The sequence below is a fragment of the Sphingomonas aerophila genome, assembly GCF_014199305.1.
In the GTDB taxonomy this organism is placed as follows: domain Bacteria; phylum Pseudomonadota; class Alphaproteobacteria; order Sphingomonadales; family Sphingomonadaceae; genus Sphingomonas; species Sphingomonas aerophila.
The window spans coordinates 18,541-41,493 of sequence record NZ_JACIJK010000003.1; the positions used below are offsets into that span (position 1 = coordinate 18,541).

The 22,953-nt window shown below is 68.3% G+C and carries 19 protein-coding genes; 11 read left to right on the forward strand and 8 right to left on the reverse strand.

Going from position 1 to position 22,953, the window contains the following annotated elements:
• Positions 1–131: 131 nt before the first annotated feature.
• The 6 genes from FHS94_RS05035 to FHS94_RS05060 are packed head-to-tail and all read left to right on the forward strand — an operon-like array spanning position 132 to position 8,389.
• Positions 132–1,520: a TIGR03013 family XrtA/PEP-CTERM system glycosyltransferase gene (locus tag FHS94_RS05035; RefSeq protein ID WP_184055348.1), complete on the forward strand. Its 1,389-nt coding sequence runs from the start codon at positions 132–134 to the stop codon at positions 1,518–1,520.
• A 10-nt stretch (positions 1,521–1,530) separates the two neighbouring features.
• A complete protein-coding gene (gene prsK, locus FHS94_RS05040; protein WP_343055171.1) occupies positions 1,531–3,579 on the forward strand; it encodes an XrtA/PEP-CTERM system histidine kinase PrsK in 2,049 nt (682 codons plus the stop codon).
• Positions 3,576–4,943 (forward strand): PEP-CTERM-box response regulator transcription factor, encoded by a 1,368-nt coding sequence (gene prsR, locus FHS94_RS05045; RefSeq protein ID WP_184055350.1) that lies wholly within the window; start codon positions 3,576–3,578, stop codon positions 4,941–4,943. Before prsK ends, prsR begins: the two co-directional genes overlap by 4 nt.
• On the forward strand, positions 4,936–6,885 hold the full coding sequence (locus FHS94_RS05050; RefSeq protein ID WP_184055352.1) for a tetratricopeptide repeat protein: 1,950 nt from the start codon (positions 4,936–4,938) through the stop codon (positions 6,883–6,885). Before prsR ends, FHS94_RS05050 begins: the two co-directional genes overlap by 8 nt.
• A 32-nt stretch (positions 6,886–6,917) precedes the next feature.
• Positions 6,918–7,721, forward strand: a complete 804-nt coding sequence (locus FHS94_RS05055) for a DUF815 domain-containing protein (protein WP_184055354.1) — start codon at positions 6,918–6,920, stop codon at positions 7,719–7,721.
• Entirely contained in the window at positions 7,718–8,389 is a 672-nt protein-coding gene (locus FHS94_RS05060; protein ID WP_184055356.1) for a spermine/spermidine synthase domain-containing protein, read from the forward strand. Before FHS94_RS05055 ends, FHS94_RS05060 begins: the two co-directional genes overlap by 4 nt.
• 378 nt (positions 8,390–8,767) lie before the next feature.
• Here FHS94_RS05060 and FHS94_RS05065 read toward each other — a convergent pair whose 3' ends face one another.
• The 3 genes from FHS94_RS05065 to FHS94_RS05075 all read right to left on the reverse strand — a co-directional run bounded on the left by FHS94_RS05065 (position 8,768) and on the right by FHS94_RS05075 (position 11,203).
• Positions 8,768–10,075, reverse strand: coding sequence for a sensor histidine kinase (locus tag FHS94_RS05065; protein ID WP_246348395.1), 1,308 nt, complete (start codon positions 10,073–10,075; stop codon positions 8,768–8,770).
• 158 nt (positions 10,076–10,233) lie between these two features.
• Positions 10,234–10,896 (reverse strand): response regulator transcription factor, encoded by a 663-nt coding sequence (locus FHS94_RS05070; RefSeq protein ID WP_184055360.1) that lies wholly within the window; start codon positions 10,894–10,896, stop codon positions 10,234–10,236.
• A 16-nt stretch (positions 10,897–10,912) separates the two neighbouring features.
• On the reverse strand, positions 10,913–11,203 hold the full coding sequence (locus tag FHS94_RS05075) for a hypothetical protein (protein ID WP_246348380.1): 291 nt from the start codon (positions 11,201–11,203) through the stop codon (positions 10,913–10,915).
• A 106-nt stretch (positions 11,204–11,309) separates the two neighbouring features.
• On the opposite strand from FHS94_RS05075, the gene FHS94_RS05080 reads away from it, so the two are divergent.
• A complete protein-coding gene (locus FHS94_RS05080; RefSeq protein WP_184055365.1) occupies positions 11,310–13,094 on the forward strand; it encodes an ABC-F family ATP-binding cassette domain-containing protein in 1,785 nt (594 codons plus the stop codon).
• Positions 13,095–13,096: 2 nt separating this feature from the next.
• Here the strand turns inward: FHS94_RS05080 and FHS94_RS05085 are convergent, their stop codons facing one another.
• Together FHS94_RS05085 and FHS94_RS05090 are read right to left on the reverse strand one after the other, a co-directional pair.
• Complete coding sequence (locus FHS94_RS05085; RefSeq protein WP_184055367.1) at positions 13,097–14,095, reverse strand: LLM class flavin-dependent oxidoreductase; 999 nt, start codon at positions 14,093–14,095, stop codon at positions 13,097–13,099.
• Positions 14,096–14,146: 51 nt separating this feature from the next.
• Positions 14,147–16,495 carry a S8 family peptidase gene (locus tag FHS94_RS05090; protein WP_184055369.1) on the reverse strand — a complete coding sequence of 783 codons (2,349 nt, stop codon included), beginning with the start codon at positions 16,493–16,495 and terminating at the stop codon, positions 14,147–14,149.
• A gap of 98 nt (positions 16,496–16,593) precedes the next feature.
• Here FHS94_RS05090 and FHS94_RS05095 point away from each other — a divergent pair, with 98 nt between their 5' ends.
• On the forward strand, positions 16,594–17,259 hold the full coding sequence (locus FHS94_RS05095) for a pyrimidine 5'-nucleotidase (protein ID WP_184055371.1): 666 nt from the start codon (positions 16,594–16,596) through the stop codon (positions 17,257–17,259).
• The gene (gene dapD / locus FHS94_RS05100; protein ID WP_184055373.1) at positions 17,256–18,080 is read left to right on the forward strand and encodes a 2,3,4,5-tetrahydropyridine-2,6-dicarboxylate N-succinyltransferase; all 825 of its coding nucleotides are present in this window, start codon (positions 17,256–17,258) and stop codon (positions 18,078–18,080) included. The genes FHS94_RS05095 and dapD overlap by 4 nt, the downstream gene beginning before the upstream one ends.
• Here dapD and FHS94_RS05105 read toward each other — a convergent pair.
• Positions 18,058–19,014, reverse strand: coding sequence for a methyltransferase (locus tag FHS94_RS05105; RefSeq protein ID WP_343055173.1), 957 nt, complete (start codon positions 19,012–19,014; stop codon positions 18,058–18,060). The genes dapD and FHS94_RS05105 overlap by 23 nt on opposite strands.
• 103 nt (positions 19,015–19,117) lie before the next feature.
• Between FHS94_RS05105 and glpX the strand changes: the two genes are divergently transcribed.
• Together glpX and FHS94_RS05115 are read left to right on the forward strand one after the other, a co-directional pair.
• Positions 19,118–20,083: a class II fructose-bisphosphatase gene (gene glpX / locus FHS94_RS05110; RefSeq protein ID WP_184055377.1), complete on the forward strand. Its 966-nt coding sequence runs from the start codon at positions 19,118–19,120 to the stop codon at positions 20,081–20,083.
• Positions 20,083–20,778 (forward strand): CPBP family intramembrane glutamic endopeptidase, encoded by a 696-nt coding sequence (locus FHS94_RS05115; RefSeq protein WP_184055379.1) that lies wholly within the window; start codon positions 20,083–20,085, stop codon positions 20,776–20,778. The genes glpX and FHS94_RS05115 overlap by 1 nt, the downstream gene beginning before the upstream one ends.
• Here the strand turns inward: FHS94_RS05115 and FHS94_RS05120 are convergent.
• Both FHS94_RS05120 and FHS94_RS05125 read right to left on the reverse strand, forming a co-directional pair.
• Complete coding sequence (locus tag FHS94_RS05120; RefSeq protein WP_343055174.1) at positions 20,775–21,470, reverse strand: DsbA family protein; 696 nt, start codon at positions 21,468–21,470, stop codon at positions 20,775–20,777. The genes FHS94_RS05115 and FHS94_RS05120 overlap by 4 nt on opposite strands.
• Complete coding sequence (locus FHS94_RS05125) at positions 21,467–22,918, reverse strand: M48 family metalloprotease (protein ID WP_184055381.1); 1,452 nt, start codon at positions 22,916–22,918, stop codon at positions 21,467–21,469. Before FHS94_RS05125 ends, FHS94_RS05120 begins: the two co-directional genes overlap by 4 nt.
• Positions 22,919–22,953 lie beyond the last annotated feature (35 nt).

The window sequence follows — 22,953 nt, forward strand, 5'->3', positions numbered from 1 at the left end:
CCCTTAACGAGATTGATCGAGATAAAACAGCGGGGCGCAGAACAGCGCGTTTCTTCAGCCTTTGTTTGCCAATTCCTGCGACAGCGGTGTGTCGGAAAAGCTTACACAAGGCTGGACAGGGAAGAAGCAGGTTGGTTCGTCTGTTCAAGCACTATGTTCCGCACGCGGTGCTGCTGCTGGGCGCCGTCGATTGCGTGTTGCTGCTCGCTGCTGCCAACATCGGTTGGGTCGTGCGCGCGGGCCAGATCGGCATGATGCCGGGGCCGTTGGTTGAGCGGCTGCCGCAACTGGTCGTGTTCGCCTTTGCCATGCAGATCGCCCTGGTTGCCGTCGGCGCTTACGGGGCCGCGTCCTTCCTGTCGTTGCGCTTCGCCGCGGCAAGGTTGCTGGTCGCGATCTCGCTCGGCACCATCGTGCTGGCGTTGGTCTTCTTTGTGGTGCCGGCGCTCAGCCTGTGGCGGTCGAACCTGCTGTACGCGATGATCACCGCGGCGGTGCTCCTGGTCACGGTGCGGGCGCTGCTCGGGCGGACGCTGGGCGGTGACCGGTTCAAGCGGCGGGTCGTGGTGCTTGGCGCCGGTGCCCGCGCTGCCCGCATCGCGGCCTTGGCCGGCGAGCCGGGAGTCAATTTCATCGCCGCTGGTTTCGTCGCATCGGGCGACGCCGCACCGACAGTCGACCGGGCCGTTCCGCGTGACGCGATCGGCAACCTGGCGGATCACGTGGTCTCGCTGGACGCGAGCGAACTGGTGCTGGCGCTGGAAGAACGGCGCGGGGCGCTGCCGCTGAAGGACCTGTTGCGGGTTCGTACGACGGGCGTGCAGGTGAGCGACCTGTCGACCTTTCTGGAGCGCGAAACGGGACGCATCGACCTTGGCAGCGTAAACCCGTCCTGGCTGATCTTCTCCGACGGCTTCGCATCGGGGCGCATGTTGTCGAGCGCCAGCAAGCGCGCGTTCGATATCGCGGCCAGCCTGTTTCTGCTAATCCTGATGCTCCCGGTGCTGGCCATCACCGCGCTTGCAATCAAGCTCGAGTCGCGTGGCCCCGCACTCTACCGCCAGCGTCGTGTCGGCCTGTACGGCGAACCATTCGATATTCTGAAGCTGCGCTCCATGCGTCAGGACGCGGAGGTGGGCGGCAAGGCCGTTTGGGCCGCAGAGCGTGACCCGCGCGTCACCCGTGTCGGTCGTTTCATCCGCAAGGTCCGCATCGACGAGCTGCCGCAATGCTGGACCGTGCTGAAGGGGGAGATGAGCTTTGTCGGCCCGCGACCCGAACGCCCGACCTTTGTTGAAGACCTGGAGAAACAACTGCCCTTCTATGCCGAGCGGCACATGGTGAAGCCCGGCATCACTGGCTGGGCGCAGATCAACTACCCTTATGGCGCCTCGATCGAGGATGCCCGGCACAAGCTGGAATTCGACCTCTACTACGCCAAGAACTACTCGCCGTTCCTAGACCTGTTGATCATGCTCCAGACGCTGCGGGTTGTCCTGTGGCCGACCGGCGCGCGGTGAGGCAGGTCACGTGACCTCTGCCGTCACCATCTGGACCCACGCGCTGATCGCGCTGCTGTTCATGGCCGCGGCCGGGCAGCCGGGCGACGCGGTGGGATTGCCACGCCGCCGCTTTGCCCTGGCGCTCGGCAGCACGGCGCTATGGGCGCTGGCGGTGGCCGGAATCGGCGCGGGGGATCTTGCCGCCCGCATGACGGAAAGTGCCCGAAACATCGCATGGCTCGTGTTCATGCTGGCGCTGGTCAGGCGGCGGCAGGGCAGCCGCGGTTGGGGACCGGTGCTGGTTCATGGCGTCGCCATTGCCGTGGCGCTGGTCGCGGCGGCCCTGGCCCTGCTCGCGAGCGTGGTAAGGGACCCGCAATCGGCGGATTTGCTGATCGAAACCATGGTGGTGTTCCGCATGATCACCGCCGCGAGTGCCCTCGTGCTGTCGCGCGACTTGCTTGCCGCGGCGCCAGGACCGGCGCCGGGCGGGGTGCGGCTGGTCAGTTGGGCCATTGCGGGCCTGTGGGCGCTCGACCTGTTCGCCTTCTCGCTGCGATATGCCGTCCCCGACGCCATGCCTTGGCTGGTCGCGGGGCGAGGGGCGGCGATGATTCCTGTCGGCCTGCTGATCCTTGCTGGCGTCAGGCGTGGGGGCAACTGGACACTGACGCCGTCGCGAACCGTCGCGGTGCGATCGGTCGCGGCGATCGCGGTCGCCGCCTATGCGGGATCAGTCGTGTTGGCGACAACGCTGGCCAGCCAGGTCTGGGGCGAGGACGCGCGCGCGGCACAGGCCGCGATCGTCCTGGGCGCGACCACAGCGCTGTTCACGCTGCTGTCCACCCCTTGGCTGCGATCATGGACGCGGGTGATGGTGGCCAAGCACCTGTTCTCCCATCGCTATGATTATCGCGCCGAGTGGCTGCGCTTCGCCGAAACGCTTGGCCGGCCGGATGAGGAATCGACGTCGCTGTCGACCCGGATCGTAAAGGCCGTGGCGGAGCTTACCGGATCGCCGGCCGGATTGTTGCTGCTCGCCGACCAGGCTGGGCTGGTGCCCGGGACGGCATGGGCGTGGGGCGGCGATGACATGCCCGCGGGAAGCACGGACGCGGCCATTGCCGCCCACCTGTCCGCTACCGGCCGCATCGTCGAGGTCGATGCGGTGCGCGCCGACACGGCCCCCCCAGGGGAAGCGGCCGCCATGCCGCAATGGATGCTGGACCGTGCCGACGCATGGGCGCTGGTGCCCCTGTTCCATGCCAATATGCTGGTTGGCGCTATCCTGCTTGCCCGCCCGGTGGTCGACCGGCCGCTCGACTGGGAAGACCTGGACCTGCTTCGCGTCGCAGGAAGGCAGGCAGCAAGCTACCTCGCCGAAGAGCGGGCGCACCAGGCGCTGGCCGACGCCCGCCGCTTCGACGAATTCAACCGGCGGTTCGCGTTCATCCTGCACGACATCAAGAACCTGGCCAGCCAACTGAGCCTGGTGGCGCGCAATGCCGAGCGTCACGCCGACAATCCCGAATTCCGCGCAGACATGATCGATACGCTTCGGAGCTCCGCCGACCAGATGACTACCCTGCTTGCCCGCTTGTCCCGTCAGGCGACGCCCCGTGCCGAGGTGCCGCGTGCCACCGATGTTGCCGCCGTTGCCGCCAGTATCGCGGCAGAGCAGCGGGCCGGCCACCCGGTCGTCTGCCAGTCAACCGGGCCGGTTTGGGCCGCGGCCGACCCGGCGCGATTGGAGCAGGTTTTGCGCCATCTGGTCCAGAATGCGGCGGAGGCGAGCCCGCCCGCCGAGCCGGTCATGCTGTCGGCCATCCAAGAAGGCGCGTGCGCTGTCATCGAAGTTGTTGATCGGGGCTGCGGCATGAGCCCGGCCTTTGTGCGCGACCAGTTGTTCCGTCCCTTTGCCTCCACCAAGAACGGCGGGTTCGGCATCGGAGCGTTCGAGGCGCGGCAGTTGGTGACTGCCATGGGCGGGCGGCTTGAGGTTGCGAGCCGGGAGGGTGAAGGCACCCGCTTTCGTGTGCTTCTGCCCGCCGTGCATGATCTGGAGGCCGCCGCATGAGCACCGCCGCGCCACGCCCTGTGTTGTTGGTGGTGGAGGATGACCCGAACCTGGGTCGCCAGCTCCGCTGGGCGTATGAGGATTATGAGGTCGTGATCGCGACCGACCGCGCCGGCGCCATCGATGCGCTGAGGCTTCATGAACCGGCGGTGGTGACGCTGGACCTCGGCCTCCCGCCAGATCCGGACGGGACTGCGGAGGGCTTCGCGACATTGGCCGACATGCTGGCGCTTAAGCCCGATACCAAGGTGATCGTTGCGTCGGGTCATGGCGAGCGGGCGTCGGCGCTGCGGGCGATCGGCGACGGTGCCTGGGATTTCTACGCCAAGCCGATCGACTTTGACGCGCTCGGCATGATCGTCGCGCGCGCATTTCATGTTCACGCACTCGAGGCGGAAAACAGGCGGCTGGCGAGCGGCGGTGGCGCGGATGCGCTGGGCGGCCTGATCACCGCCGCGCCCGAAATGGCCAAGGTGATCCGTACGGTTGAGCGTGTCGCACCGGCGCAGGTGTCGGTGATGCTGCTGGGCGCCAGCGGAACGGGCAAGGAACTGCTCGCCCGCGCGCTCCACGACCGGTCGCCGCGCGCCAAGGGCGCCTTTGTGGCGATCAACTGTGCCGCCATTCCCGAGGCGCTGCTGGAAAGCGAGCTGTTCGGGCATGAAAAGGGGGCGTTCACCGGTGCGGTCCGCACGGTCGAGGGCAAGATTGAGCAGGCGGCCGGCGGCACGCTGTTCCTGGACGAGATCGGTGACGTCCCCCTGCCGTTGCAGGTGAAGCTGCTCCGCTTCCTGCAGGAGCGCGTGATCGAGCGGGTCGGCGGGCGCAAGGCGATCCCGGTGGACACGCGCGTGGTGTGCGCCACGCACCAGTCGGTCGATGCGATGGTGGCGGAAGGACGTTTTCGCGAGGACCTTTATTACCGCCTTGCGGAGATCGTGATCGCTATCCCATCGCTCGCCGAACGGACCGGGGACGCGGCGCTGCTCGCCAAGGCATTCGTGACGCGATACGCCAAGACCATGAACCCGGCCGTCACCGGCCTCAGCCCCGATGCGCGGGCGGCGGTGGAGGGCTGGACCTGGCCCGGCAACGTCCGTGAACTGGAAAACCGGATCAAGCGGGCGGTGATCATGGCAGATGGTCGCTTGGTCACCGCGGCCGATCTCGACCTGCCGGAGCCCGAAGGAGAGGCTAACAACGACGCGCTGAACCTGCGCGCTGTTCGAGAGGCGGCGGACCGGCAGGCGATCGGGCGGGCGCTGGCGCGGGCCGAGGGCAACATCTCGGGCGCGTCGCGGATGCTGGGGATCAGCCGGCCTACCCTGTACGACCTGCTGAAGGGCTATGGCCTGCATGGCTGACGCAGCGGCCTACCCGCTGTTGAAACGAAGCCGGCGGCGATCACGTCGTCCGGCCAACCTGACACGCTGGGCTGCAGCGGCGATCCTGTTTGCCCTGCTTGCGCTGGTCGGGCGCGCGCTGTTGTCGCCGCCTCGCATTGATCCGGTGCAGGAGCGGCAACTCGCCAGGGAAGCGCTGGCCGCTCACCGGTGGAGCGTGGCGCGCGATGCGGCGCAGCGGGCGCTGAGCGTGGAACCACGATCCGCGCCGGCCCAGTTGATGCTCGCTCGCGCGCTGGTCGAGCTGGAGGAAGGGGCCGCTGCGGATGCGGCGGTCAGCCGTGCGGCGACGTTGGGCGTGCCTGCGGCCCGCCTTCACGCGCTTCGTGCCGCGGCGCGGTTGCTTAAGGGTGACGACGACGGCGCGTTTGCCGAGGCTGCGGCGGCGGACGGGCGCGACCGGACGGAAGCAGTGCGGGTGCAGGCGCGCGCTCTGGCGGCATCGGGGCAGGGCGGACGGGCACAGGCGCTGCTGCGCAACCTGCTGGCGCAGCACCCGCGAGAGGCGGCGGCATGGGTCGACCTCGGCCGGTTGCGCTTGGCTGCCGGCGATGTTGGTGCGGCATCGGAAGCGGTGGCGCGGGCGGTGGCACTTAGTCCCACCGATCCGGCCGCAATGGTGTTGCAGGGCGAGGTGTTGCGGTCGCGGCTGGGGTTGGCAGCGGCCTTGCCGTGGTTCGCCGAGGCGGCGCGACGCGATCCGGGCTACCACCCGGCGCTGATCGAGCAGGCCGCAAGCCTGGGCGACCTGGGCCGATACCGCGAGATGCTGGCCACCAGTCGCCAGGCGCTGGCCGCGCGGCCGGGGAGCCCACAGGCCCTTTACCTGCAAGCGGTGCTGGCCGGGCGCGCCGGACGGCCGGCGCTGGCACGGGCGCTGCTGGACGCGGCGGGGCCGGCCCTCGGCAACGTACCGGGCGCGCAACTGCTGAGCGGCGCGGTGGCGCTGCTGGACGGCAATGCCGAACAGGCCGTCGTGACCTGGAGGGACCTGGTTGCGGAGCAGCCCGACAATGTCGCTGCGCGCCGGCTTCTCGCGGCGGCTCTGTTGCGATCCGACGATGCGGCGGGGGCGCTGGCGACCATTCGTCCGGTTGCCACTCGCGCCGATGCCGACAGCTATTCGCTGGAGATTGCCGCCCGGGCGATCGCCGCGACCGGGGATAGGGCCACCGCCGCCATCCTGCACGACCGCGCCATGAAGGGAGCTTCGGCACCCTCTGCCCCCTTCGCCAGCGACGTGGTGCTGGGCACGTTGCAGGCAGCGGTGGCGGCCCAGCCGACCAACCCGTCGCTTGTCCTTGCGCTGTTGCGCGGGCAACTCGCGACGGGGCAGGGAGCCATGGCAAGGCAGGGTGTTCGGGGGCTGGCGACGCAGGGACCGGGCGCACCGGCGGCGCAGCAGGCGCTGGGGGACGTGCTGATGTCGACTGGCGACACGGCGGGTGCCGCATCAGCCTTTGCGCGGGCGGCGGACCTGCGGTTCGATGAGCCGGCCATGCTGCGCCTGATCGACGCGGATGGTCGGGCGGGCCGAGCGGGCGCGGCGGCAGGGGTTCTGGCGGCCTATCTGTCGCAGAACGGGGACAGTCTGCAGGCGCTGCGACTGGTCGGCCACTGGCAGGTCGCTGCCCGGCAATGGCCGGCGGCGATCCGGTCTCTCGAACGCGTGCGCCGACGTGCGGGTGAGCGGGATGCGGCACTGCTCGCCGACCTGGCGCTGGCCTATGCGGGCGCGGGCCGGGCGGCGGAGGGCCGCGCTGCTGGTGCGGCGGCGTACCGGATCGCGCCCGGTAACTTTGCAGTGTGCGGTGCCTACGCGGTCGCGCTTGCGGTAGCTGGTGACCGGGACGGTGCGCGCCAATTGTACACAAAGGTGCGGCAACTGAGCGTGAGCGGCTGACCCGGGGCGCCCGGCGCGCTACAGGCGCCGCCATGTCCGACGCTCTTGACCGTATCGCCGCCGCGCTGGAGCGGCTGGCCCCACCGCCGCCCGAACCGATCGACCCCGCCGCGCACCTCGCGCTGGTGTGGCGCGCGGGCGCGCTGGTACCGGTGGAGCGGTTCGCGCCGCTGCCGCTTGATGCGCTGGTCGGGATCGACCGGCAGAAGGAGGCGCTGCTTGCGACGCTGCACCGCCACGCTGCCGGCCATGCCGCGCATGATGTGCTGTTGTGGGGTGCGCGGGGCGCTGGCAAGTCGGCGCTGGTCAAGAGCGCGGTCGCGGCGGTGCAGGCTGAGAATGCCAGACTGTCCCTGATCGAAGTGGCGAGCGTCGATACGCTGCCCGACCTGTTCGCATTGATCGCACCGATGCCGCACCGCTTCGCGCTGTTCCTGGACGATCTGGGCGTCGATGATCCGGGGGAGGCGCGAGTGCTGCGATCATTGCTGCAAGGGGGGACGCAGGAGCGGCCCGCCAATGCGCGGTTGCTGGTCACCGCCAATCGCCGCCATCTGGTGCCACGCGACATGGAGGAACAGGCAAGCGCGATCAATCCGCGCGATGCCGCCGACGATCACCTGGCACTGGCGGACCGCTTCGGGCTCAGCTTCGGCTTTCATGTCGCCGACCAGGACACCTATCTGGCGATCGTGGAGCGTTACGTTGGCGATCGCGACCTGCCCTTTGACCCGGCCGATGCGATTGCCTGGGCGATGAAGCGCGGCAGCCGGTCCGGCCGGGTGGCGTGGCAATATGTCGTTGAACTCGCCGGCCGCGAAGGGCGCACGCTGTGACCCCGCGCGAGTTGATCGGGAGCGCGCGGGTGCCGGGCGGCGGCGAAGAATTGCGCCTGTTCCGCCGGGGCAGCGACTTCATCATCGCGCTCGACCGCAATGAACTGATGAATAGCCGTATGAGCGGCTCGGAAGAAGCGCTCGCGACCATGACGATCGAGCGGCTGGGGCAGGACGCCCCGCGGCTGCTGATCGGCGGCTATGGCATGGGGTTCACGCTGCGCGCGGCCTTGGCGCGGCTTGGGCCGGGAGCGGAGCTGGTGGTGGCCGAGCTGGTGCCGGAAATCATCGATTGGGCGCGCGGGCCGATGGCGGAGCTGGCGGCGGGGTGCCTGGACGACCCGCGCGTGCGGGTGCTTGAGATCGACGTCGGCACCGTCATTGTCGAGCCGGGAAAGCCGTTCGACGCCATCCTGCTGGACGTCGATAATGGCCCGGACGGGCTGACCCGCCTGGCCAATGATCGCCTGTATACCAGGGCTGGGCTGGCGGCAGCGCGGCAGGCGCTGAAGCCGGGCGGGATCCTGGCCGTCTGGTCGGCGGCGCCCGATCCGGCGTTCACGCGGCGGCTGGGCGGCGCCGGCTTCGACGTGGACGAGGTGGTGGTCCGCGCCCGCAGCAACGGCAAGGGTCCGCGCCACGTCATCTGGTTTGCGCGGCGCCGCTGACCGGATCTTCGGCGCAGACTCGTGGGTGCGGTAAGGCGGACTTCCAGCGAGCTTGTGACAGGCTTTGCCAGATAAGGTCGCCGCGTTGACGACTGACCGCCACCTTGGCGGATCAAGCCTGTGTGACTTTGGCGGATGCCTTCAAAGCTTCGTTGATCTGCCATTGTTCGCAGTTCAGGCGAGCAACGGGCGCAGCGGCCAGGCCATTCGCCGGAACCGCGGCCAACGCCATGGTCGTGCGTGGGCCAAACTACTTGATCGGGCAGGGCGATGGCCAGTTGTCTGACCGCACTGCTGCCGTTGCGGTTTGCATCTGTAGTACCCGATGCCCGGGACGCAGGGCGGCAAGTTTCCGCCCGAGTAGCGCGATTTTAAGGATCAGCCCGCCGCCGGTAACCTCAGCCGGACGAGCAGGCCGCCAAGGTCTTCGCTCTCCTCCAGCCCTACGGTGCCGCCATAGATCTCCGCCACGTCCCGCACGATGGCAAGTCCCAGCCCGGTGCCGGGTTTGCCGGTGTCGAGGCGGACGCCGCGATCGAAGATGCGAACGCGCTCTTCCTCGGGGATACCGGCACCGTCGTCCTCGACCAGGAACTCCACAAAGCCGGCCTGCGCGGCCACGGTCACGAAGACGCTGCCGCCGCCATATTTGGCCGCATTCTCGATCAGGTTGCCGAGCATTTCGTCCAGGTCCTGTCGTTCGACATGGACCTGCAGGTCCTTGGGCCCGTCCACGTCGATGCGGACATGGCGGTAAAGGCGGGCGACGGCCCGCTCCACCGACTCGAGGCTCGGCCACACATCGGCCCGGCTGTGCGCGGAGCCGCGGCGGCCGACCGCACGGGCGCGGGCGAGGTGGTGGTCGACCTGGCGCCGCATCGTTCGCGCCTCCCGCACCACCGTCTCGGACAAGTCCTCGGCATTCGCCGTGGCTGCGTTCATGATGACGGTGAGAGGCGTCTTCAACGCATGGGCGAGGTTGCCGGCGTGCCGCCGCGCTTCTTCTGCCTGACGCTCATTGTGTTCGATCAGGGCGTTGAGTTCCTCCACCAGCGGCGCGACCTCGACCGGCTTGGCGGCGGAGATGCGGGATGCGCGGCCTTCGCGCAGCCGGATAATCTCCCGGCGGACCTGACGGAGAGGCAACAGGCCGTAGAAAGTCTGCAACGCCGCGAGCACCACCAGCCCGAGGCCGAGCAACAGGAAGCTGCGAACCAGCGTCCGGCGCAGGACGTCGATCTGGTCGTCCAGCCCGCCGCGGTTCTCCGCGACCTGGAAACGCCACACCACGGGCGAGCCGGGCAGCTTCGCATCACGCTCAACGATGCGCAGCTTCTCACCGCCGAGTTGGACCGAGTCGTAATAATGCGGCTGCGCATCCCGATGGCGCATGCCGTACCGCAGTTTCTGGTCCCACAAGGACCGCGAGATGAACGGCTCCTGCCCGGGCGCCGACACCTGCCAATACAGCCCCGACCCGGGTTCCAGGAAACGCTGGTCGGCAAGCTCACGGGTAAAGGTAACCTCGCCCTCCGGCCCGATCTCCGAGGTCAGGAGCCGTGATTCGAGCACATAGTCGAGCTGGGCGTCGAAATTGCGGGTGACGGCGGTGACCAGCACACGGTCGAGCGCATAGCCACCGACACCCAGCAGCAGCGCGATCCACGCTGCGGCGATCAGGATCATCCGCCGCGACAGCGAGCCCGTCGAGCGCGCGGCAGGAGCGGGCCCGACGCCCGGCGCGGCGCCCGGCGCTGCGGTCACGGCGACATTGTCGGGCGCGTGCAAATCCTGTTCCGTCATGTCAGCGGCCAGGCGAACAGGTCGGCACGCGCAAGGTTCGTTCAGGCCGGCTCGTCGAGGCTGTAGCCAAGCCCGCGAATGGTGGTGATCACGTCCTGGCCCAGCTTTTTGCGGATGCGGGTCACGAACACCTCGATGGTGTTCGAATCACGATCGAAATCCTGGTCATAGATATGCTCGATCAGCTCGGTACGGCTGACCACCTTGCCCTTGTGGTGAAGCAGGTAGCTCAGCAGCTTGTATTCCTGCGCCGTCAGCTTCACCGGCTCGCCCGCGCGGGTGACCTTGCCCGAACGGGTGTCGAGGCGGACGTCGCCGGCGGTCAGTTCGGACGAGGCATTGCCGGACGCACGGCGGATCAGCGCGCGCAGCCGCGCGATCAGCTCCTCCGTCTGGAACGGCTTGGCGACGTAATCGTCGGCGCCCGCATCAAGCCCTGCGACCTTGTCCGACCAGCTGTCGCGCGCCGTCAGCACCAGCACGGGGGCGGTGCGCCCTTCCTTGCGCCAGCGGTCCAGCACCGTCAGCCCGTCGACCTCTGGCAGGCCCAGGTCGAGCACGATCGCATCATAGCTTTCGGTCGAGCCGAGGAAGTGCCCTTCCTCGCCATCGGTCGCCAGGTCGATGGCATAGCCCGCGCCTTCCAGCGTGTTCTTCAGCTGTTGGCCGAGATTGGGCTCGTCCTCGACGATCAAAACGCGCATTCGGCTTCCCCCTCCGTTAGCGACCGCTGCGGCCGAGGATTTGCCCCGACCGGCCGTCGACTTCGACCCAGATCACTTCGCCATCGCGCAGGAACTTGAGCGTGTAAACCGCCGAGTCCAGGTCGAAGTCGAAGCCGAGATATTGCGCGCCCCGCATGGTCGGGATTACCCGGCCCTCGATCTCGCGACGGGGCAGTAGGTGACCGTTCCGGCGCGCTTCCAGCGCATCGCGCTGTTCGCTGCGACGCTGTGGCGGCTCGCCCATGACCGGACCGGCCAGTGCGATAAGCAGAAGGGGCGCAAGCATTCTCACGGGTGCTGCCATAGGGGTGTCCCATTGAACAGCCTCTGAATAAGCCGGTCAGCCACGCGCAACTTGCCCGCACCACCCGGGCGCCCTACTTCGCCTGTCTATGGCAGCACCTATTTTGGCCTTCGAGGACCTTGGCGTGATCCAGGGTTCCGGTTGGCTGTTCCGACATCTGGACGTGTTTATCGGCCCGCGCGACAGACTGGCGCTGATCGGGCGCAATGGCGCGGGCAAGACGACTTTTCTTAAGCTTCTCGCCGGGCGCATCGACGCGGACGAGGGGCGGCGCACCATCGTGCCCGGCACCAATGTCGTGTTGCTGGAGCAGGACCCCGACGTATCCCGCTTCGCGACGCTGGCCGACTATGTGCTGAGCGGGGACCGCCCGCCCGAGCCGCACGAGGCCGAGGCGATCGCCGGGCAGCTTGGTATCGACCTGTCGCGCGAGGCGGCGACCGCAAGCGGGGGTGAACGCCGGCGCGCAGCAATCGTGCGTGCCCTGGCCCAGGAGCCCGACGTGCTGCTGCTCGACGAGCCGACCAACCACCTCGACATCCATGCGATCGAGTGGCTGGAGAGTTGGCTCGGGCGGTTCAACGGCGCGTTCGTGGTGATCAGCCATGACCGCACGTTCCTGACGCGGCTGACAAGGCAGACATTGTGGCTCGATCGTGGGCAGGTGCGCCGGGCGGAGGTGGGCTTTGGTGGCTTCGACGCCTGGACCGAGCAGGTTTACGCCGAGGAAGAGCGCAACGCCCAGCGGCTCGATGCCAAGCTGAAGATCGAGGAGCACTGGCTGCAACGCGGCGTCACGGGGCGCCGTCGCCGCAACCAGGGGCGGCTAGCCAAGCTGCACGAGATGCGGGCCCAGCGCGCGGCCATGATGGGGCCGCAGGGCGCGGCGGCGCTGGCGCTGGGCAATGACGACACCAAGAGCAAGGTGGTGATCGACGTCGAGCATGTGTCCAAGAGCTTTGGCGACCGCACCGTCATCCGCGACCTGAACCTGCGCGTGACCCGTGGCGACCGGATCGGCATCGTCGGGCAGAACGGTGCGGGCAAGACCACGCTGCTCCGGTTGCTGACGGGCGAACTCGAGCCTGACGCCGGCAAGGTAAAGCGGGCCAAGACGCTGGACGGCATCGTCATCGACCAGCAACGCAAGCTGATGGCGCCCGAGAAGCGCGTGCGCGAGGTTCTGGCGGACGGCGGCGACTGGATCGACGTGCTGGGCGTCCGCAAGCACGTTCACGGCTACCTCAAGGAGTTTCTGTTCGATCCCTCCATCGCGGAAGCCAAGATCGGGTCGCTGTCGGGGGGCGAGCGGTCACGGCTGTTGCTGGCGCGCGAGTTCGCGCGGCATTCAAACCTGCTGATCTTGGACGAGCCGACCAACGACCTGGACCTGGAAACGCTGGACCTGCTGCAGGAGGTGATCTCCGACTATGACGGCACGGTGCTGATCGTCAGCCACGACCGCGACTTCCTGGACCGGACCGTCACGGTTACGCTGGGGCTCGACGGATCGGGCAAGGTCGACGTGGTCCCCGGCGGTTATGCCGATTGGGAGAGCAAGCGCGCGCCCAAGGTCGAGAAGAGGGCCGCTACATCAAAGCCGTCGCCCACGGCTGAGCCGCCGGCGCGGCCTGGGCGGGTGAAACTCAGCTACAAGGACCAGCGCGACTTCGAGCTGTTACCAAAGCGCATCGACCAGCTCGACGCGCAGGTGGCGGAGAATGAGGCCAAGCTGGCGGATCCGGGGCTGTACTCCCGCGATCCGGCCATGTTTGCCCGGCTGAGCGCAGCGATCGACGCCGCGCGCGCGGAAAAGGAAGTGGCAGAGATGCGCTGGCTCGAACTGGCGGAGCAGGTCGAAGCCGCCGCCTGACGTCAGGCGGCGAGCTTCAGCTCCGCCATCGCCTCTGCCGCGATCGCGATCGAACGCTTGCGCGCCTGATGATCGTAGATCGCGCTGGTGACCATCACCTCGTCCACACCCGTGCGACGGACGAAGTCGGACAGGCCGCGCGCGACCGTCGACGGGCTGCCGGTCGCCGAGCAGGACAGGACATGATCCAGGATTTGCGCGTGGCTCGGCGGCAGGCTGTCGCGATAGCCCGGCACGGGCGGGGGCAGCTGGCGCGGGTTGCCGGTACGCAGCGCCACAAACGCCTGCTGCTGGGATGAGGCGAGCAGTTGCGCTTCCTCGTCGGTGTCGGCCGCGAACACGTTGAAGCCAGCCATGGCATAAGGCTTGTCGAGCTGCGCCGAGGGGCGGAAGTCCCTGCGATAGAGCGCCAGCGCCTGGTCGAGCGCGTCCGGCGCGAAGTGCGAGGCAAAGGCATAGGGCAGGCCCAGCATCGCCGCGAGCTGCGCGCCGAACATGCTGGAACCGAGAATCCAGATCGGCACGTTCGCGCCTGCACCCGGCGTTGCCTGGATACCGGTGCGACCGTCATTGGCGAAGTAGCTCATCACCTCCAGCACGTCCTGCGGGAAGGCATTGGGATCGGTCTCCAGCGTCCGGCGCATCGCGCGCGCGACCTTCTGGTCCGACCCTGGCGCGCGCCCAAAGCCCAAGTCGATGCGGCCGGGAAACAGGGCTTCTAGCGTGCCAAATTGCTCGGCAATGACCAGGGGCGCGTGATTGGGCAGCATGATGCCGCCCGCGCCGACGCGAATGGTACGCGTCGCGGCCGCGACATGCGCGATCACCACGGCGGTGGCGGCACTGGCGATGCCGGCCATGCCGTGGTGCTCGGCCACCCAGTAGCGGTTATAGCCAAGCGCCTCCGCATGGGCGGCAAGGTCGGCGGCATTGGCAAGCGCACCGGCAACGGTGCCGCCCTCGGTCACGGGCACCAGGTCGAGCAGGGAAAAGCGTGTCATGCCCGTGGAAGTGGGGAGCGGGCACGGCCGGTGCAATCAGGAAGCGTGCAATCAGAAGGGGCGCGAGTAGCGCACGGCCAGTCCCTGGTCGTCCGGGACCGCTGCGATGTTGCCGGGATCGCGCCGCCAGTACAGGTTGCCCTCCACCCAGCCACCCGCAAGCGGGCGGCCGTAGCGCATCTCCGCATCCAGTTCGCGACCGTTCGGTGCCAAATCGATCCGCTGAGTGGTCCAGCCGGTCACCTGACGCGTGCGGTAATCCCAGCCGGTTGGCAGCGTCAGGTCGGCGGCGCCGGTTGCGACGCGCAGCGGTTGCGCGACCCTGAGCTCGATGCTGTCCCCGCCGAACACGCCGTCCTTGCCAATGTTCGCCGCGAACGCCGCGGTGCGAAGCCGGCCCGCCGCGGACAGGGAGCCGGCGATCTGCGTCCAGCCACTGCGGAGCGAGCCGCCCAGTGACCAGCCGGCGGGCAGGTCCAGCCGCGCGCGCGCGTCGGCGAACCAGCTGATTGCGGACAATCCGCCCAGCGACGGGTCGAACTGAGCGCCGAGCACCGTGGCGCGTTCCGACAGCCGAGCGGTGCCGATCGACCACCACAGCGAGCCGGCCTGACCGTCCAGCGCGACCCCGGCGCGGGTGTAGCCCGCCCGGTTCCAGCCATTGAGGCCAGCGATCAACGGGTCGCGGCGGGCAAGCGCGTCGCCATTCTCGACCGACGTCGTGATGCCGATCCGCCCGACCTCGGCGCGCATGGCCGTCGCGGTGCGGGGGACTGCATCGAAGCCCAGGCCGTCATCGCGCGCGACGAGAAAGGCGGGGCGACGCTGCCCGGCCAGCTGAACGGCAAGCCCGTCCGCGCCGCTGCGAACCGCAAAGCCGAACCGGGCGCGGCTGCCAAGCGCCTGCGTCAAGCTTGCGGCAAGCACCCGCGCCGAGCGGGCGTCGGCAGGGGAAAGCTGCGCGCTGCCGAGCGACACGCCGCCTCGGGCTGTCGGGGCCAGGGTCATCGCGGCGCTCATGCCACCGGCGGCCAGCGACACGGCCCGTCCACCGACTTCCAGCGCCGGGGCAAGCATCGGCGTCGGGCGGTAGCGCGCGATGGTGTTGGCCAGATCGATCGCGAATGCCCGGTCATAGCCGTCGAGGATCACCGCGCCGAGCGAGCCCATGCGCGCGTCGCCCATCGCCGATGACAGCACGCCGTTGCCGGTCAGCGATGCCCCCGCTCCAGACCCGGCGACCGTGGTCGTGCCGATCGGCTGGAACGCTCGCGTCAGGTCGAGCACGCCGCGGCCAAAGGTCGCATCGACCCCGGCCGTGCCCGCATCGCGGGCGGAGCGGAACAGGATGTCGACGATCTGCGCACCTGACAGGTTCGGGAAGGCCTGGGCCAGCAGCGCCGCCGCACCCGCGATCTGCGGCGCCGAGACGGAGGTGCCCGACCAGAGAAAGGCGGTGCTCGCTGCGTCGGGCGCTCGCACCCTCTCCCCCACCGCAGTCAGGTAATGCGCTGCGCTGTCGCCCGCGCGATTGCTGAAGGAGGAAATGGCGTCGCCCGCGCCGACGGACCCGGCGATCACGACCAGTCCGCGCGACACCGCGTCGTTGTTGGCGAAAGCGGCAGATGCGGAGGGGTTCGCCTTCCCCTCGTTACCGGCCGAGATCACGACCACAACGCCCGCTGCGGTAGCGCGGCTGATCGCAGCGAGAAGCGTGGACGGGGCGGCATCCTCCCCGCCCAGGGAGATATTGATGACCCGCGCGCCGGCGGTGCGGGCCAGGTCCACGCCCCTGGCGATATTGTCGTCATTGAACGAGCAGGCACTCTCACCGCCCGTGGCCGGGGCGGCGCAACTGCCGGGCGTGTCGCTGCGCGCGACCACCAGGGTGGCATCAAAGGCGACGCCATGCGTGCCGCCATCGTTGCGGCGGCCAGCCAAGGTGAAGGCCACCGCTGTGCCGTGGCCGTTCTCGTCGTCCACGGTCGTGCCGCCGGCGACGTTCGCGGACTGCGCCGCGATCCGCCCGGTGAACTCGGGGCTCTCCACGTCGATGCCCGAATCGATCACGCCGACCGTTACTCCGGCGCCCGTGGCCCCGCGCTGGTACGCGGCAAGCGCGTCCATCGACACCGCGCCCACCGTCGCGCGGTATTCGGCAGTGTCGTAGTTGGCGGCCGGGGTGGGCGTGGGGGTGGGCGTGGGCGTGGGCGTGGGCGCGGGGGTCGGAGCCGGCGTTGGCGTCGGCACCGGCGTTGGCGTGGGGGGCGGGACGGTGCCGGTCGGCGGCGTCGGCGTGCTGTTCACGCCGCCGCCCCCGCCGCAACCGGCGAGCAACAGGCACCCCAGCGCCGTTGATCCGCACCATTGCTTGATGCTGTTTCTGCCCGCCTCGCCCATGCCGCCCCTATGGCACGATATTGTTGGACGGGAACTTAACACTGTCACTTCCCGGGTCGCTTGCCCGTCCGGCCCGCCCTGCCTACAGGATCGCCGCGATGCTCGCGCGCCTTTCCCATGTTCGCAACTGGATCTTCGACCTCGACAACACGCTGTATCCCGCGCGTAGCAACCTGTTCGCCCGGATCGACAAGCGCATGACCCGCTTCGTTGCCGACCTGCTCGGCGTCGACGATGCGGAAGCGTTCCAGGTGCAGAAGGCCTACTTCCTCGGCCATGGCACCACGCTGGCCGGGCTGATGGCCAACCACCATGTCGATCCGCATGAGTTCCTGGCCTATGTCCACGATATCGAGATGGACGTGCTGGAGGAGGACGCGCCGCTTGCCGCCGCCATCGCGCGGTTGCCGGGCAGGAAGCTGGTCTTCACCAACGGCGACAAACCCTATGCGTTGAAGGTGCTAGACCGGCTAGGGCTGGGCGGCAGCTTCGAAGCGGTGCACGACCTGCACGCGATGAACCTGGTCCCCAAGCCCGCCGCAAGCGCCTATCAAGAGCTGTGCGAGGCGTGGGACATCGACCCCGCCCAGAGCCTGTTCGTTGAGGACATGGCGCGCAATCTTGCCCCCGCCAAGGCAATCGGCATGACCACCGTCTGGGTCGACAACGGGTCCGAACAGGCCCCCGAGGTCGACCGCAGCTTCATCGATTTCACCACGGCGGACCTGTCCGCGTGGCTTCACCATGTCCTGGAGGCAGAATGACCGACCTTGCAGCAACGATCGACCAGGCCTGGGAGGATCGCGCCGCGCTCGGCTTCGAAACGACGGGCGAGGCGCGGGACGCGGTGGAGCGAGCGCTGGCGTTGCTCGACCGGGGTGAGGCGCGCGTCGCCGAGCCGGACGGCAATGGCGGTTGGCGGGTCAACCAATGGCTCAAGAAGGCGGTTCTGCTGTCCTTTCGCCTGAATGACAACCAGCTGATCGACGGCGGGCCGGGCGCGGGCCATTGGTTCGACAAGGTGCCCTCCAAGTTCTCGGGCTGGGACGAGGCAGCGTTCCGCGACGCAGGTTTTCGTGCGGTGCCGGGGTCGGTGGTGCGGCGCGGCGCCTTTGTCGGCAAGGGCGCGATCCTGATGCCAAGCTTCGTCAACATCGGCGCCTATGTGGGCGAGGGCACGATGGTGGACACCTGGGCGACCGTGGGGTCCTGCGCGCAGATCGGTCGCAACGTGCACCTGTCGGGCGGCGCGGGCATTGGTGGCGTGCTGGAGCCGCTACAGGCGGACCCGGTGATCATCGGCGATGGCGCGTTCATCGGTGCACGCGCGGAAGTGGCCGAGGGCGTCCGCGTGGGTGAGGGTGCGGTGCTGTCCATGGGCGTGTATCTTGGGGCCTCGACCAAGATCATCGACCGCGACACGGGCGAGGTGTTTCGGGGCGAAGTGCCCCCCTATGCCGTGGTGGTGCCCGGCTCGACTGGCGGCGAGAACGGCAAGCCGTCACTCTATTGCGCAGTGATCGTGAAGCGGGTCGACGAGCGCACCCGCTCCAAGACCAGCATCAACGAGCTTCTGCGCGACTGAGGATGGCGGCGACCAGCGCGATCCGGTCAACATTTGCATAGGCTGGCTCTTCCAGCTCCTCGCCGAACACGTCCGGGTCGATCTCACGATAGGAAAGGTGGAGGCCCAGCGCCTCCGCCTTCTCGCGTAGCGCCTCGCACAGCGGATCACGTCCGCCGATGATCGCACTGCCAGTATAAAGCAGCACGCGGCCGCCGGGCGCGAGCCGCCCTGCCGCTTCGCTCGCGAGGTCGAGCGACAACTGCCCGCCATGCATCCCGCCGCCATCGCGATAGGCACGTCCCGCTTCATCGATGATGTAGGGGGGGTTGATGGTGACAAGGTCGAACAGGCCCGGCACGTCGCCCAGGCCCGACCCTTCCGTCATGGTGATATCCACCCCGGCAGCGGCCGCGTTGACCGCTGCCAGGCGCAGCGCCGCTGCATTGATATCGGTCAGGAACACTTCGCACGCCCCGCAGCGATGCGCAGCTACAATCGCGCCGACTCCAGAACCGCCGCCAATGTCGAGGATGCGCCCGCCGTCCCGCAGCGGCACGCGGTCGAGCTCGGCGGCGATCAGGTCGGCGAAGCGATAGCTGTCGGGGCCGAAAAAGACCGAATTTTCCGCCAGGGTCGGATAGGCCGAATGAACGAACAGGTCGCGATGCAGCGACGATACGCGCACCGTGCTGCGCCACCGGTCACCCTCGCGCACCAGCACGCCTGCCGCACGCAGCAGGTCGACGATGTCGCCGCCGATCGCGCCATCCTGGAACGGCAGGCTCCAGCCCAACACATCCTCCACGCAGGTCCCGAGCGACCGGTCGGGCCGGGCAACGACACGCGCATGAGTCGCGGGCGTCGGGGTCACGAAATGGTAGCCTTGCGCCGCCAGGTGGCGGAGCAGGTCAACCAGGGAATGGTCAGCGGCGGTTTCTACTGGGGTTTTCACGCCCGCTCGCTGCCTTACCCGGCGGCGCGACGCAACCGCTGGCCAAGTAGGAACCGGACGGCCATAGGCTTTGCCAACATCAAACAACGGGAAGGGGAGCGATATGACGGCCGCCAGCAAGGTGCTCGACCGAGTGCTCGTGCTCGAAATGGTGAGGGTCACCGAAGCCGCCGCCATCGCCGCGTCGACGTTGGTCGGGCGCGGGGATGAAGAGGCGGCCGACGCTGCCGCCGTGGAGGCCATGCGCGCCGCGCTTAACGAACTCGACATGGACGGCACGGTGGTGATCGGTGAGGGCGAACGCGACGAGGCGCCCATGTTGTTCATTGGCGAGAAGGTCGGCACCGGGACCGGCCCCGCCATCGACATTGCGCTCGACCCGCTGGAAGGAACCACCATCTGCGCCAAGGCCGGGCCGAACAGCCTTGCGGTGCTGGCGATCGCGGAAGGCGGCGGGCTGCTCAACGCGCCCGACGTGTACATGCAGAAGATCGCGGTCGGGCCGGGTTATCCGGAGGGGATCATCGATCTCGATCGCTCACCCACCGAGAATGTCCGTGCAGTTGCCGAGGCGAAGGGCGTGGCGCCGGGCGACATCATCGTCTGCGTGCTCGACCGTCCCCGCCATCAGGAGATGATCGCCGAATTGCGGGCGCTGGGCTGTGGCGTGATGCTGATCGGCGATGGTGACGTCGCGGGCGTGATCGCGACCACCGATCCCGACACCACTATCGACATGTACATGGGGTCCGGGGGCGCCCCCGAAGGTGTGCTGGCCTGCGCGGCGCTTCGTTGTGTCGGCGGCCAGTTCAAGGGCCGGCTGCTGTTCCGCAACGACGATGAGCGCGCCCGTGCAGCCAAGTGGGGGGTCACCGACCTCGACCGCCAATATGACCTGTGCGAGCTGGCGCGTGGCGATGTCATCTTCGCCGCGACGGGCGTCACCAATGGGTCGCTGCTGGCGGGGGTGAAGCGCCGTGGCGGCCGCATGACCACCGAAAGCGTGGTCATGCGTGCGTCGTCCGGCACCGTCCGTTGGGTGAAGGGCGAACACCGCCTGGATCGTTGATGCCGTCACTTGCCGTCATCCTGGCGGCGTTGTTGCTGGCCCTGCCATGGGCCATGCGGCGGCGGTGGAGATGGGGACCGCACCCCCTGGCGCGGGTCGCTGGCCGCATCCTGGTCTTTTTCGGCCTGACCGCGGCTGCTGCCCTGTTGCTTGCCGGGCGGCCGGAAGCGGCCGTCAGGATGCCGGGCGAGTTCGCGCCTGCGGCCGTCTTCGCGGCTGTCTGGACGGGCATCCCGTTCCCGGTCGCGCTGCCCGTGTCGTTCCTCGTCCTGGCGATGATCGGTGGCGGGGTGGTCGCCGGGCTGATTGCACGCGTGCGTCGGCGCGAGCCGATGACGCTGGGCGACGTCAGCGGCATGGTGCCGCGCCGGGTGAGCGATCTGGGCTGGGGCGCTCTCGTGTCAGTGGTGGCGGGCGTCGGGGAGGAGCTGTATTTCCGCCTGGCCCTGCCGCTTGTGCTGTCGTTGCTTGGTATCGGCGCGATCTGGGCGTTTGTCGGCAGCGCGCTGCTGTTCGGTTGGGCGCACCGCTACCAGGGCGTCCTTGGCATAACGGCCACAGCCGTCATCGCGCTGCTACTGAGCGCGACCTATCTGCTGACGGGCCAGCTATGGATCGCGACGGTGCTCCACGTCGCATTGGACCTGAATGGCCTGATCGTGCGACCGCTGGTGGCGGGAATGATCCGGCGTTAGCGGGCGCGGGCCGCGGTCACGGCCCTCTGCAATTCCTCGAGCGGCAGGGTTCCGGTCAGCACGCGGTCGCCGATCACCCAGCTTGGCGTGCCGGTTACGCCTAATCCCGCCGCGGTGCGCAGGTTGTTGTCGATCTCCGCTTCATTTTCGGAGCTGTTTGCAGCTGTCAGGTCGACGCCCGCGCCCTTGGCAGCGGCAGCGATTGTCTCGTTCGTGACGCGACCGCCGGTATAAAGAGCATCGTGGAACGCCGGCCAGCGGCCCTGGCGCGCCGCGGCCAGGCTGGCGCGCGCGGCGGCACGGCTCGTTTCGGCCAGGATCGGCATCTCGCGATACACGATGCGCACATTCGGATCCGCCTTCACCAGCGCCGCGACGATCGGCAAGCTGGCACGACAATAGCCGCAATTGTAGTCAAAGAACTCGACCACGCTGACATCGCCCTTGGCATTACCAGCAAAGGCGTTGCCGACCGGCTGGGTCAGCGTCCTGCCTAAGGCCGCGACCTGTCGCCCGGTTTCGCGATCCTGCAGCTTCTGCATCGCTTCGGTGATGATTTCGGGGTGCGCCATCAGGGTGCGGCGGACCAGTGCTTCGTCACCCCGCGTCGAGGCGGGGCCCAGCGCCCACATCGCGACCGCGCCGATCAGTCCGCCAACAAGGGCGGTCAGCAACAGGGTCAGGCGCTTCACTTGCGGCGGCGCTTCGACTTGGGATCGTCGTCGATCGCGTTCTGGGAGGCCATGGCAATGTCCTGCGCCCGCAACCAGTCGGGCGTGTTCGCGGGGATGCCGACCATGGCGGCGCGCGCGCTCTGGGCGGCGGTGCGGTTGTCGCCGGTCATGCTGGCGCGCTCGGCCGTGGCCAGCGCCGCGCGTGCGGTGTCGCCGGTCCGTTCGTACACGGTACCGAGCTGATACCAGGCAAACGGGTTCTCATCGTCCCGAACGATCGCGGTACGCAGCACGCGCTTGGCTTCCTCGTAATTCGCCTTGTCCTCCGTCGCGATCAGCGCGTGACCGAACGTGGTGGCGATCAAGGGATTGTTGTTGGTGCCGGCGGTGGCGGCGCGAAGCGGCACCAGCGCCTGGTCGGGATGGCCCGCTTCCAGCAGGATCTGCCCCTGTATCTCCTGGAAATACGGGTCGTTCGGCTGCGCCTTGACCAGGGCGGCAGCTTCCGCGTCGGCTTTGTCGGGATAGCCGGCCTTATGATAGGCATAGGCGCGCGCGTAATGGGCGTAGATCGAATTGTCGCCCTCGGGATAGGCCCCCAGCGTCTTGGCAGGCGTGGCGACATAACCGATCAGCTTGGCCTTCACGCGCTTGAACCGTTCCTCCAGCGCAGCGTCGGGCTTGGCATTGAACGAAGGCGAGGCCTGAAGGTCGGCGGTAAGCGTCTGGATGCGCTCGCCCGACAGGGGGTGTGATTGCATGAACGGGTCGATGTTCTCGACGCCGTAGCGATATTCCTGCTGCTGCAGCTTCTTGAAGAAGGTGAGCATCCCCTTGCCCGACACGCCGGCGGTGTTGAGGTACTTGGCCCCGCTCGCGTCGGCGGTGGACTCCTGGACACGGCTAAAGGCGAGGTATTTGCCCATCGCGGCCTGCTGGCCCGCGGCCATGATGCCCGCGCCGGCTTCACCGCTGCCCGCCGCCATGGCTGCCAGCCCCAGAACCATGGACAACAGGTACATGCCCATGGCGGGCTTGGCGGCCTGCGCGCCCGTCAGCACGTGGCCATCGGCGATGTGGCCCAGTTCGTGCGCGATCACGCCCTGCACTTGGTTGGCGTTGTCGGCGGCCTCGATCAGCCCGGTATGGACATACACGGTCTGCCCGCCCGCAACGAAGGCGTTGATCGAGTCATCGTTGATCAGCACGACCTTGACGTTCTTGGGCGACAGTCCAGCGGCCTTGATCAGGCCGGCGGACATGTCGGCGAACATCGTTTCGGTTTCGGCGTCGCGCAGGATGGACTGTGCGGCCGCAGGCTGCGCCGCGAGCAGCAAGGCCACCGAGATCGCCCCGACCACACGCCGAAGTGTAAGCGACCCGCCAGATTGCCCGGCAGCGGGGCGACGCTCCCCGAACAAGCGACGGATCAGCCGGTTGGGCGCAAGCTCGATCAAGGCTGCCATGTCAGCAGATCCCAGGGCGGTGGAGCAGGAAAGGG